Genomic DNA, 11,969 nt, shown 5'->3' with positions numbered 1-11,969 from the left:
GTTCGTGACCTTCGGCCCTCCGCGCAGACGACAACGACGTCGTCAGGCACAATGGAGACAATCGATGATCCGCCGCTTATTCCCCATCCTCGCCGGCTTGTTGGCGGCGACCGCCGCGAATGCCGCCGACATATCGCTGCTGAACGTATCGTATGATCCGACCCGCGAGCTGTACGCCGATTTCAACAAGTCGTTCGCCGCGGACTATCGGAAAGAATCCGGCAACACCGCCACCATCAAGCAGTCGCACGGCGGCTCCGGTGCGCAGGCGCGTTCGGTGATCGACGGTCTGCAGGCCGATGTCGTCACACTGGCGCTCGCCTACGACATCGACGCCATCGCCAGCAGAGGGCTGCTCGCCAAGGACTGGCAGAAGCGATTGCCGCAGAATTCGTCGCCCTACACCTCGACCATCGTGTTCCTGGTGCGCAAGGGCAACCCGAAGGGCATCAGGGATTGGGACGATCTGCTCAAGCCCGGCGTCAGCGTGATCACGCCGAACCCCAAGACCTCGGGCGGCGCGCGCTGGAACTACCTCGCGGCCTGGGGCTATGCCTTGAAGAAGTCCGGTTCGCCCGAGGCGGCGCGGGATTTCGTCGCCAAGCTGTACAAGCAGGTTCCGGTCCTCGATACCGGCGCGCGCGGCTCCACCGTCACCTTCGTCGAACGCGGCGTCGGCGACGTGCTGCTGGCGTGGGAGAACGAGGCGTATCTCGCCGTCAAGGAATTCGGCGCCGACAAGTTCGAGATCGTCGCCCCCTCGCTCTCGATCCTCGCCGAGCCTCCGGTCACCGTCGTCGACAGCGTCGTCGACAAGAAGGGCACCCGCGCCGCAGCGGAATCCTATCTGAAGCACCTCTACTCGAAACAGGGCCAGGAAATCGCCGCAAGGCATTTCTACCGTCCGCGCGATCCTGACGTCGCCAAGGCGCACGAAGGCGCGTTCGCCAAGGTCGAATTGTTCACGATCGACGACGTGTTCGGCGGCTGGACCAAGGCACAGTCCGAACACTTCGCCGAGGGCGGCGTGTTCGATAAGATCTACAAGAACTGAGCGGCGTCATCGCGATCCGTGCCATGCGGCCGCGATTCGCAAGATTGGGGGCAGTATGCTTAGCACCGACAGCAACGCGCTCCCCTTCTGCGCGCAGTTTCATCGCATGTGGATCGCATGTTTAGCCGCTGCATCGACAACGAGTCGTCCCCGCGCAGGCGGGGCCCCCTATCCCCTGGCTTCGCCAGTGAAGGAAGGCGTCTGCCGTTGGGCTTCAACCGAAACGCTGCGGAGTATGGGTCCCCGCCTGCGCGGGGACGACCCGCGGACAACCGAGGCACCACTCGCTGATGGCTTCCGCGCGTCAGCTCAGACGCATCCACAGGTGTCGCCATGACCAGCGCTGGGCGTCGCCGCTCCTTGCCCGGCTTCGGACTGACCATGGGGCTGACGATCACCTGGCTGTCGCTGCTGATCCTGATCCCGCTCGCCGGCCTATTCGTGAAGACTGCCGAACTCAGCCCTGCGGAATTCTGGGCGATCGTTACAGCACCGCGGACCCTGCATGCGCTGAAGATCTCGTTCGGGCTCGCCTTTGCGGCGGCCTGCGTCAATCTGATCGCCGGCCTGGTGATCGTGTGGGCGCTGGTGCGCTATCGTTTCCCCGGTCGCCGGATCTTCGACGCGATCGTCGATATTCCGTTCGCGCTGCCGACCGCGGTCGCGGGCATCGCGCTGACGACGCTGTTCGCGCAAAAGGGCTGGCTCGGCGCACCGCTCGCCGAACTGGGCATCAAGGTGGCGTTCACGCCGCTCGGCATCTTCCTGGCGATGATTTTCATCGGCATTCCGTTCGTGGTTCGCACTGTACAGCCTGTGCTGATCGATCTCGACGTCGAGATCGAGGAAGCCGCCGAGTCGCTCGGCGCCTCGCGCTGGCAGACGATCCGCCGCGTCATCCTGCCGAGCCTGGTGCCGGCGGCGCTGACCGGATTTGCCCTCGCCTTCGCTCGCGCCGTCGGCGAATACGGCTCGGTGATCTTCATCGCCGGCAATCTGCCCAATGTTTCGGAGATCGCGCCCTTGCTGATCGTGATCCGACTGTCGGAGTTCCGCTATTCCGACGCGACCGCGATTGCGGTCGTGATGCTGGTGTTTTCGTTCCTGATCATCTTCGTTCTCAACCGGATCCAGCATTGGGCGCAGTCCCGGTCGCTGGCCACGGCGTGATATCATGACGATGGTCGCAACCAGTCAAGTGAGGCGCCCCGTGCGCAGATCGGCCGACACGGCCGCGGCCCCCGCGGCTGCAACACGGCGCGCCGCGCACACCGAGCCGGCGTGGGTCCGGCTGCTGATCATCGGCTTTGCGGTCGCGTTCCTCACCGTCTTCGTCGTGCTGCCGCTGGTTCTGGTGTTCTCCGAGGCCCTCTCGAAGGGCGTCGGCTTCTACCTCTCGTCGCTGGCGAACGACGAGGCCCTGGCGGCGATCAAGCTGACGCTGATCGCGGCGGCGATTTCGGTCGGTCTCAATCTGGTGTTCGGCGTGATCGCCGCCTGGTCGATCGCGAAGTTCGAGTTCCCCGGCAAGACGCTACTGATCACGCTGATCGACCTGCCGTTCTCGGTCTCCCCGGTGATCTCCGGCCTCGTCTTCGTGCTGCTGTTCGGCGCGCAAGGGTTCCTGGGCCCCTGGCTGCAAGCCCACGGCATCCAGATTCTGTTCGCTGTGCCCGCGATCGTGCTGGCAACCACTTTCGTAACCTTCCCGTTCGTAGCGCGCGAACTGATTCCGCTGATGCAGGAACAGGGACCGCTGGAGGAAGAGGCCGCGATCTCGCTCGGCGCCGGCGGCTGGACCACGTTCTGGCGCGTCACGCTGCCGAACGTCAAATGGGGACTGCTGTACGGCGTGCTGCTGTGCAATGCCCGGGCGATGGGCGAATTCGGCGCGGTGTCGGTCGTCTCCGGTCACATCCGCGGCGAGACCAACACCATGCCGCTCCTGGTGGAAATTCTCTACAACGAATACCAGATGGTCGCTGCGTTCTCGATCGCCTCGCTGCTGGCGCTGCTGGCGCTGGTGACGTTGATCGTCAAGACCGTCCTGGAAGGCCGGATCGAACAAGGGCTACATCCCGATGACCATTGAAGTTCGCAACATCGTCAAGAATTTCGGCAGTTTCCGTGCGCTCGACGATGTCGATCTGCGGGTCGAGTCCGGCGAGCTGATGGCGCTGCTCGGCCCGTCCGGCTCCGGCAAGACCACGCTGCTGCGGATCATCGCCGGGCTGGAATGGCCGGATTCCGGCGCGGTCACGATCGACGGCGAAGACGCGTTGGCGCGCGGCGCAGCGGAGCGCCATGTCGGATTCGTATTCCAGCACTATGCGCTGTTCCGGCACATGAACGTGTTCGAGAACGTTGCGTTCGGGCTGCGGGTGCAGCCGCGCAAAATCCGCAAGCGGGAGGCCGAAATCAAGAAACGGGTCGGCGATCTGCTCGATCTGGTGCAGCTCGGCTGGCTCGCCGATCGCTACCCGAACCAGCTCTCCGGCGGACAGCGCCAGCGCATCGCGCTCGCCCGCGCGCTGGCCATCGAGCCGCGGATCCTGTTGCTCGACGAGCCGTTCGGCGCGCTCGACGCCAAGGTCCGCAAAGAGCTGCGCGCCTGGCTGCGCAATCTGCATGAGGAAATTCACGTCACTTCGATCTTCGTCACCCACGACCAGGAGGAGGCGCTCGAGGTCGCCAACCGCGTGGTGGTAATGGACAAAGGCCGCATCGAACAGATCGGATCGCCCGGCGACGTCTACGAGCGGCCGGCGTCGGCCTTCGTGCACGGCTTCATCGGCGAGTCGATCGTGCTGCCGGTCGAGGTCCAGAACGGTCGCGTCCGGCTCGGCGGCCGCGAGCTGGAGCTCGCAGCGGAGGACGCCGCTGCCGGTCCGTCGAAATTGTTCGTGCGACGCCACGACATCGCGGTTGGCCCGAGCGGTAGCGGCGTGTTCGAAGGCGCCGTGAAAGCTGTGCGCGCGTTCGGCCCGATGCAGCGCGCCGATATCGTGCTGAGCGGCGTCGCGGGCGACACGCTGATCGAGATCGACGCGCCGCGCGACCACTCGCTGAAGGCAGGCGATCGCGTCGGACTGCAGCCGCAGCGCTACCGGATCTTCGCCGACCGCTGACGCCTTCAATCGAAGCAATTAGCAACGATTTGCAGATGACGCCCGCCCCCGGCGGAGCGGGCACGCAACTAATGACCTCGTAGCGTCATGATGCACCGGAGATGTCCGATCTCGGGATCTCACCGGACGTAGGACCTCGTACAATCCATGCGACAGAACGACGCAACAACCCTCGATCAGGAACCCTGAATTACCTTGTTGCGGCACCGCGTCACCGTAAAATTGATTAGTTCTAATGAAGAGTTAGCGCTCGAATCGAACTCGACTCCAAGGCACCCGAGTACGCCGTCTTGCTGCATATGCTAACTACCTGTCACATTTGATTTCGATCAAATACGAAGTTCCAAGCCGCGTGTTACGCTTAGTTCAACGATAACTAATCGTCTCCGGCAACGTCCGGCAATTTTCGCGATGCAGGAAACGCCTGCACCATCGGACTCTTTCAAACTACCATTGATCTTCGAACCGACGTCGTTCGCCATTCGCGGACGCCGATCGCGGCTGGCTTGACGAATTTATTGTGCCACGAGCACATGCGGGGGACGGAATGGGGGGCTCTGGGGGGGCAGCGGCGGCGCGCGGCCGGAATCGGCGCGGCCGCCGCGGGTGGCTTTCATCGCTGTTCGTGTCGATAGCGCTGGCCTGCGCGACGTGGCCGGCCGGCGCCGAGCCGGAACGCAGCGCCGCGTCGGACGGTCAGGTCGGCGCGGTCGACCCGTCCGTCAACGCACTGGTCGATTTCGTGCGCGGCCTGCAAGGGGCCGGCAAGACCGAACCGAACTTCACGCCGCTGCCCGGCCATGGCTTCGCCGGCGCAGCCGCAGCCCATGCCGGCATCGTCCTCGGCAACGGACATGGCAGCGGCGCCGGCCACGGCGCCTCTCCCCATGGTGCCTCGCCCCACGGCGCTTCGCCGCACGGCGCAGCGTCGGCATCGGGCGGACCGCGCTTCGACACCCGCTATGCCGGACACGGGCTGACCAGCGCGGCGCTGCCGCTGCCGCCGATCGACGGCGCCTCCCAGTTCGAACAGACGCTGCGGCTGGCCGGTACGCTCCGCCTCGCCAGCATCACCGAGCGGCGCATCCTGCGTTCGCACGAGACCCGGCGCACCCTGGCGGCGCGGCTTGCCCGCGAGCCCGACTACGTGGCGCAGATGCCGGAGCTGATCCGCGATGCCGCCATGGTGACGACCTGGGTGGCGCTGGAGAATTTCGACGACGCCGTCGAGCCGCCGAAGCAGTTTGGCTTCATCGAGATCCTCGCCGCCAAGGCGGACTCGTCCCGTCCCGTCCTGATGGTCGCCAAGCGCGAACCAAAGGCTGAGGCTGCGGGACGGGCCCCGATGGTGGCGCCGGCGCCGGGCGATCCGGACGGCCGCTACTTCGTCGGCTCCAAGCCGTGCGAGACCTGCCACGCCGGCCTGTTCGACGAATTCCAGCAGACCGTGATGGGCCGCAACATCAAGTCCGGCAAGATCACGCCGCAGGGCAAGATGGAATGCGAGACCTGCCACGGCCCCGGCTCCGCCCATGTCAACGGCGGCGGCGGCCGCGAGAAAGGCGGCATCCGCTCGTTCCGCCCCACCGACAGCCGCGGCTTCGATGTCGCCGAGGCCAACAGCGTCTGCCTGAGCTGCCACGAGAAGGGCGACCAGACCTACTGGCAGGGCTCGCAACACGAGTCTCGCGGACTGGCCTGCGTCAACTGCCACACCGTGATGCGCAAAGTGTCGCCGCGCAATCAGCTCAAGACCGCGCAGGTGATGGACACCTGTTTCCAGTGCCACAAGGACCGCAAGGCCCAGGTGCAGCGCACCTCGCACATGCCGATCCGCGAAACCAAAATCACCTGCGTCAACTGTCACAACCCGCACGGCAGCGCCACCGAAAAGCTGCTCAAGGAAGCGACAGTCAACGACACCTGCTACACCTGCCACGCCGACAAGCGCGGACCGTTCCTGTTCGAACACCCGCCGGTGCGCGAAAACTGCCTGAACTGCCACGAACCGCACGGCTCCAATCACGAGTCGCTGCTGATCGTCGCGCGGCAGCGGCTGTGCCAGCAGTGCCATACCAACCCGCACAACCAGCCGGGCCTGCCGACGGCGGCACGCTGGGCGGTCGGTAACGCCTGCCAGAACTGCCACAACAACATTCACGGCTCGAACTCCCCGTCCGGATCGCGATGGCACCGATAGCCGGCGGCAACAGCGACGGCTGCGGCCGCCGTCGCTGGTCACTCCGACAAGCCGCAGAGGGTGATGGAACGACTCGCGCAAAGGGGGGCCTTTGAAATGACGTTCAAGCAATTGCTGCTGACGTCGGCGGCTGTATCGGTGGCGACCGCAATGCCGCTGAGTGTGACCGCTGAGCCGGTAGCGAAGGAAGAGACGGCACGCTCGGTTTCGGATTTCGATGCGGCGCACGGCGGCTGGTCGTATTCGGGCGAATTCGAAGCCGGCTGGCGTTCGTTCATCCAGCGTCCGCCGAAGTCGGCGACGCCGTGGGTGTCGCCGACCAATCCGTTCGGCGGCGGCGCTCGCAACAACCGATCCAAATTCGAGGAGTACGGCCGGATCGCACCGGGCCTGTACGCCGAATATCTGCAGATGACGCTGCAGACCAAGGACGGCACCTATTGGAACGAACTGCGCGCCGACAACATCGGCAACAACAATCAGCGCTACGTGTTCGACTTTTCCAAGGCCGGCGAACACTACCTGACCCTGGGGTGGGACGAGATCCCGCATCTCTACACCACCAGCGCACTCAGCATCTGGAACGGCGTCGGTACCGCCAACCTGACCACCCCGGTCACGATCCCCGGCAGCGCATTGTCGGTGGTCGCCCCGGCCACCACGACGAGCCCGGCCCAGCGCGCCGCGGTGAGCAACGCCCTGGCTGGCAAGACCAACCTGATCGACGTCGGCATCGACCGCCGCAAAGGTTCGGCCGCGTATCGCTGGACGCCGGATCCAAACTGGGACGTCAAGGCGGCGTACTCGCATGAAAAACGCGAAGGCACCCAGATCGCCGGCTTCCCGATCGGCGGCCTCGCCGGAACTTCGTTGCAGCAGATGCAGGCGCCGCGGCCGATCGACGACACCACGCAGATCGGCAAGCTGAGCGGCCAGTATTTCGGCGCGACGCCGTGGGGCGGCCGCTACAACGTCCAGGTCGGCGGCGGCTTCTCGCTGTACGACAACAGCTTCGATTCGTTCACGGTGCAGAATCCGTTCTACGACGCCGGCAACCCTCGGGTCTTCTCACCGGCGGCGCGGATCAGCCTGATGCCGAGCAATCAGGCGTACAACACCGGGGTGACCAGCGGCATCGATCTGCCATTCAAGACCCGCTGGAACAGCACCTTCCAGTATTCGACGATGCGGCAGAACGAGTCATTCATTCCGTTCACGGCGAATCCGAACGTCAGGACGTCGCCGCTGCCGGCATCGAGCCTCAACGGTGAAGTCAACACCGCGCTGTACAACACCACCGCGACCACCCAGTGGACGCCGGAATTCCGTACCACCACGCGTTATCGCTATTACGACAACGACAATCAGACGCCCGAATTGCTGATGCCGAACTATGTGGTGGAGGATTCGTCCGCCACCGGCATCGCCGCCGGCGTCCCGCGGCGGTCGCTGTCGATGTCCTACACCAAGCAGAATGCCAGCGGCGAAATGCAGTGGCGTCCCGCCAAGTGGGTGACGCTCGGCAGCAGCTTCGGGTGGGAGCAATGGGACCGCACCCGTCGCGACGCCAACGTCACCAACGAGTTCATCGGCAAGCTGACCGCCGACTTCAAGGTTCACGACATCGCGACGCTGCGCACCAGCGGCCAGTATTCGGAACGGCGCTACGACAATTACGACGGCTTGGCGATGGCGCGCGAGACCTACTACAGCGCCACCGCCAACAACGGTACCAACATGCTGCTGCGCAAGTTCGACATGGCGAACCGCAACCAGACCAAGGCCAATGCGTTCCTCGACATTTCCGGCCCGAGCGGCAGCATTTTCCGCGATTTCGTGGTGTCTCCCACCGCCGGCCTGCGGTTTGAGGATTACCCGGACGATCCGTTGTTCTTCGGCTTGAAGAAGAACAACACCTGGAACGCCGGCGTCGACGTCACCTATACCTTCACACCCGGATCGTCGATCCAGGCGTCGTATCTGTACGAAACCTACGACCGCTTCCAGGTCGGCAGCGGCACGCTGACCAATTCGGCCGCCGGCAGGCCCAACGCCACGCCGATCAACGCATTCGGCAGCAACACGCTCGAGAAGGTGCAGACGATCCTGATCGCCAGCACGCTGGAGCTGGTCCCCGGCGTGCTGGATTTCAAGCTCGGCTACGCGATCTCGTTCTCGCACGAGGATTGGGACTACGGGCCCTACAACGGCTACGCGATGCTGGCGAATGCCGGCGGCGCCGTGTACCGGCCGTTCCCGACGGTGTCGACCAACTATCAGCGGCTCGACGCCTCGCTCAAACACACCATCGACCCATCGATCGTGGCGAAGCTGGGCTGGACCGGAGAGGTCTATCTCAAGGCCCGCTACATCTGGGAGCGCAACAGCGTCGACAATTGGCAGCAGGATCTGATGTCGCCCTATCTGTATCTGGTCGACACCACGCTGGCGCGGATGATCGACATGGGCGCGACCAATCCGAACTACGACGCACAATACGTCCAGGTGTCGCTGAACGCCAAGTGGTGAGCGGTGCGGACGGTCGACGCCGTCGCACCGCGTCCAACCAATCGCCCGCACGCCTTCGGGCGCGCGGGTTCGCAGCCGGCGGCGAAGACGTGGCCGCCGGTCACAGCAAACAACGTCAACAACGGGAGGACTACCGACGATGGACCACAATCCCAAGGATCAGCCGCTGTCGCGGAGGAAGATGCTGATGGCCGGAGCCGGCGTTGCCGGCGTCGCGGCGCTGCTCGGCGCCGGCGTCGCGACGGCGACCGCGCAGGTCACCAAGAAGGCATCGCACAAGGATTCCGGCTACCAGGAGTCGCCGAGCGGAGCCAAGCGCTGCGGCACCTGCCGGCAGTTCAGGCCGCCGAACGCTTGCGTGACGGTCGAAAGTCCGATCAGCGAGAACGGCTGGTGCCGGCTCTACGTCGCCAAGGGATGACCCGAACGGTGCGCCGGAGATCCGGCGCACCGGCTGCGTCACCGCGGCCCGGATCACGGTGGCTCCGCCGGCACAACGAGACAGCCCCTCATGCGTCGGCCGGCTCGCGCGCCAGAATGCGCTCCCGCAAGGTCGGCTTGTGCACCTTGCCGGTTGCGTTGCGCGGCAACGCTTCGACAAACGTGACACGCTGCGGACATTTGAAGCGCGCCAGCCGCTCGCGGCAATGCGACAGCAGCTTCGCCTCGCTCAGCTCATGGCCCGGCTTCAGCGCCACCACCGCGACGCCGGTCTCGCCCCATTGCGGATCGGGCGCGCCGATCACCGCCGCCTCGGCGATCTCCGGCAGTTGATACAGCACGTCCTCGACCTCGGCCGGATACACGTTCTCGCCGCCGGAGATGTACATGTCCTTGGTGCGGTCGACGATGTAGTAGAATCCCTCGTCGTCGACCCGCGCCGCGTCGCCGGTGTGCAGCCAGCCGTCGGTGAACGAGCTGCGGTTGGCATCCGGCCGGTTCCAATAGCCGGGGGTGATATTCGGCCCCTTGACCCAGAGTTCGCCCATCTCGCCCGGCTTCACCGGCTCGCCGTCAGGGCCGACGATCTTCAGATCCGCGTGCAGCACCGGCTTGCCGGCAGAGCCGGCCTTGCGGGCCGCATCGTCGGCATCGAGCATCAGCACCGCCGGGCTGGTCTCGGTCATGCCGTAGCCTTGCACCAGAGCGCAGCCGCGGTCCTGCCAGATCTTCAGAAGCGGCACCGGCATCGGCGCGCCGCCGACGCCGGCGATCTGCAGCCGCGACAGGTCGGTCGCCGCAAACGCCGGATGCTGGCACATGAACTGATAGATCGACGGCACGCCGAAGAAATGCGTCAGCCCGACCGACGGATCGCCGATGATCGACAGCGCCGCATCCTCCGCCTGCGCGGAGGATGACGCTGCGATGTTGGGCTGAGGCCGCGGCTGAACGATCGCAACAGCGGTCGGGTCGGCAAGGGCGCGTAGCGCCGTGCCCACGGGTCACAAAATCACGTTCACTGTCATCGCTGTTTGAAACGAGGGATTTGGTGGGCACGCTTCGCCTTGCCAACCCTCCGCCGCAAACCTGCTAACAACTACGATGGGCTGCCTTCCACCTTGGCGAAGCGGTCGTCGAGGGCGTAGCCGGCGCCGCGGACGGTGCGGATCGGATCCTGTTCGCGGCCGATATTCAGCAGCTTGCGCAGGCGCCCGATGTGGACGTCGACAGTGCGCTCGTCGATGTAGATGTCGCGGCCCCACACGCCGTCGAGCAGTTGCTCGCGGCTGAATACCCGGCCGGGATGTTCGAGGAAGAACTCGAGCAGCCGATATTCGGTCGGTCCGAGATCGATCGGCCGGCCGGAACGCGCCACCCGGCGCTTGTCGCGGTCGAGTTCGAGATCGCCGTAGGCCAGCACGGTGGCGAGCCGTTCCGGCGCCGCCCGGCGCAGCAAACCCTTCACCCGCGCCAACAGTTCCGGCACCGAGAACGGCTTGACGATGTAGTCGTCGGCACCGGTCGCGAGCCCGCGGACGCGCTCGCTTTCTTCGCCGCGCGCCGTCAGCATGATGATCGGCAGTTGCTTGGTTTCCGGGCGGGCCCGCAGCCGGCGGCACAGCTCGATGCCGGACAGGCCCGGCAGCATCCAGTCCAGCACCACCAGATCGGGAATCCGCTCTTTCATCCGAGTGTCTGCGTCGTCGCCGCGCGCCACCGCCTCGACCTCGTAGCCTTCGGATTCCAGATTGTATCGCAGCAGCGTCGTCAGCGCTTCCTCGTCTTCGACCACCAGAATGCGCGCAGCCATCGTCGTCCTCGTCTTAGTCCTCGTCCCGGTTCGTGCACCGCCGGCGGCCCGGGAGCCGGCGGCGGGATCGACGTCAGTTGCCCGGCGTCGCGTTCGCGAAGGTCGTCGTGTCGCCCTTGGGGCGCTTGTCCATGATCTGCTGCCCCTCGATCATGTAGAATACCGTCTCGGCGATGTTGGTGGCGTGATCGCCGATCCGCTCGATGTTCTTGGCGCAGAACATCAGATGGATGCAGAACGAGATGTTGCGCGGATCTTCCATCATGTAGGTGAGCAGCTCGCGGAACAGCGAGGTGCAGATCGCGTCGACTTCCTCGTCACCGTTCCACACCACCATCGCGGCCGGCAGATCGTGGGCCGTGTAGGCGTCGAGCACCGCCTTGACCTGCGACTGCACCAGATCGGTCATGTGCTCCAGTCCGCGGATCAGCTTCAGCGGATGAAAGTCGCTGTCGATGGCATTGACGCGCTTGGCGATGTTCTTCGACAGATCGCCGATCCGCTCCAGATCGGTCGCGACCCGCATCGCCCCGACGATCTCGCGCAGGTCGATCGCCATCGGCTGCCGCCGGGCGATCGTGAGCACCGCGCGCTCTTCGATGCTGCGTTGCATCTGGTCGATCTCGGCATCGGCCGCAACCACGCGCGAGGCCAGCGCGACATCGCGCCTAATCAACGCGTCGACCGAGTCGACGATCTGGCGTTCGGCGAGGCCGCCCATTTCGGCGACCAACCGCGTCAACTCCTGCAGATCGCCGTCGAACGCCTTGGTGGTGTGCTCGAATCCCATGTCCGTTCTCCTCG

Annotated in this window: 9 protein-coding genes and 1 pseudogene; 7 read left to right on the top strand and 3 right to left on the bottom strand. The window is 65.2% G+C overall.

The features are described 5' to 3' along the window. Window positions 1-64: 64 nt before the first annotated feature. The 7 genes from FLL57_RS23110 to FLL57_RS23080 all read left to right on the top strand — a co-directional run bounded on the left by FLL57_RS23110 (window position 65) and on the right by FLL57_RS23080 (window position 9,332). Window positions 65-1,054, top strand: coding sequence for a sulfate ABC transporter substrate-binding protein (locus FLL57_RS23110; protein ID WP_013500594.1), 990 nt, complete (start codon window positions 65-67; stop codon window positions 1,052-1,054). Window positions 1,055-1,387: 333 nt separating this feature from the next. Next, the gene (gene cysT / locus FLL57_RS23105) at window positions 1,388-2,224 is read left to right on the top strand and encodes a sulfate ABC transporter permease subunit CysT (RefSeq protein WP_013500593.1); all 837 of its coding nucleotides are present in this window, start codon (window positions 1,388-1,390) and stop codon (window positions 2,222-2,224) included. A gap of 4 nt (window positions 2,225-2,228) precedes the next feature. Then, a complete protein-coding gene (cysW, locus tag FLL57_RS23100; RefSeq protein ID WP_047309296.1) occupies window positions 2,229-3,146 on the top strand; it encodes a sulfate ABC transporter permease subunit CysW in 918 nt (305 codons plus the stop codon). Then, window positions 3,136-4,182 (top strand): sulfate/molybdate ABC transporter ATP-binding protein, encoded by a 1,047-nt coding sequence (locus FLL57_RS23095; RefSeq protein ID WP_013500591.1) that lies wholly within the window; start codon window positions 3,136-3,138, stop codon window positions 4,180-4,182. Before cysW ends, FLL57_RS23095 begins: the two co-directional genes overlap by 11 nt. A gap of 547 nt (window positions 4,183-4,729) precedes the next feature. Further along, window positions 4,730-6,382 (top strand): DmsE family decaheme c-type cytochrome, encoded by a 1,653-nt coding sequence (locus FLL57_RS23090; RefSeq protein WP_142884118.1) that lies wholly within the window; start codon window positions 4,730-4,732, stop codon window positions 6,380-6,382. Between the two features lie 96 nt (window positions 6,383-6,478). After that, entirely contained in the window at window positions 6,479-8,911 is a 2,433-nt protein-coding gene (locus FLL57_RS23085) for an MtrB/PioB family decaheme-associated outer membrane protein (protein ID WP_047309298.1), read from the top strand. A gap of 139 nt (window positions 8,912-9,050) precedes the next feature. Then, the gene (locus FLL57_RS23080; RefSeq protein WP_013500588.1) at window positions 9,051-9,332 is read left to right on the top strand and encodes a hypothetical protein; all 282 of its coding nucleotides are present in this window, start codon (window positions 9,051-9,053) and stop codon (window positions 9,330-9,332) included. A gap of 88 nt (window positions 9,333-9,420) precedes the next feature. On the opposite strand, the pseudogene FLL57_RS23075 reads toward FLL57_RS23080, so the two are convergent. From FLL57_RS23075 to phoU, 3 genes and pseudogenes are all read right to left on the bottom strand, one after another. Further along, window positions 9,421-10,245, bottom strand: a pseudogene (locus FLL57_RS23075) (AMP-binding protein); the annotation flags it as partial. Window positions 10,246-10,451: 206 nt separating this feature from the next. Further along, window positions 10,452-11,165, bottom strand: coding sequence for a phosphate regulon transcriptional regulator PhoB (gene phoB, locus FLL57_RS23070; protein ID WP_013504596.1), 714 nt, complete (start codon window positions 11,163-11,165; stop codon window positions 10,452-10,454). 73 nt (window positions 11,166-11,238) lie between these two features. Further along, complete coding sequence (phoU, locus tag FLL57_RS23065) at window positions 11,239-11,955, bottom strand: phosphate signaling complex protein PhoU (protein ID WP_013504597.1); 717 nt, start codon at window positions 11,953-11,955, stop codon at window positions 11,239-11,241. Window positions 11,956-11,969 lie beyond the last annotated feature (14 nt).

It is taken from the genome of Rhodopseudomonas palustris (genome assembly GCF_007005445.1).
In the GTDB taxonomy this organism is placed as follows: Bacteria; Pseudomonadota; Alphaproteobacteria; order Rhizobiales; family Xanthobacteraceae; genus Rhodopseudomonas; species Rhodopseudomonas palustris_G.
Note: the sequence above shows the minus strand (reverse complement) of the source record. Positions and strands in the feature narration are given on the sequence as shown.

Bases quoted from the DNA above. Each gene is read 5' to 3' on its own strand.
- FLL57_RS23110 (WP_013500594.1), top strand. From the start codon at position 65: ATGATCCGCCGCTTATTCCCCATCCTCGCCGGCTTGTTGGCGGCGACC.
- cysT (WP_013500593.1), top strand. From the start codon at position 1,388: ATGACCAGCGCTGGGCGTCGCCGCTCCTTGCCCGGCTTCGGACTGACC.
- cysW (WP_047309296.1), top strand. From the start codon at position 2,229: ATGACGATGGTCGCAACCAGTCAAGTGAGGCGCCCCGTGCGCAGATCG.
- FLL57_RS23095 (WP_013500591.1), top strand. From the start codon at position 3,136: ATGACCATTGAAGTTCGCAACATCGTCAAGAATTTCGGCAGTTTCCGT.
- FLL57_RS23090 (WP_142884118.1), top strand. From the start codon at position 4,730: ATGGGGGGCTCTGGGGGGGCAGCGGCGGCGCGCGGCCGGAATCGGCGC.
- FLL57_RS23085 (WP_047309298.1), top strand. From the start codon at position 6,479: ATGACGTTCAAGCAATTGCTGCTGACGTCGGCGGCTGTATCGGTGGCG.
- FLL57_RS23080 (WP_013500588.1), top strand. From the start codon at position 9,051: ATGGACCACAATCCCAAGGATCAGCCGCTGTCGCGGAGGAAGATGCTG.
- phoB (WP_013504596.1), bottom strand. From the start codon at position 11,165: ATGGCTGCGCGCATTCTGGTGGTCGAAGACGAGGAAGCGCTGACGACG.
- phoU (WP_013504597.1), bottom strand. From the start codon at position 11,955: ATGGGATTCGAGCACACCACCAAGGCGTTCGACGGCGATCTGCAGGAG.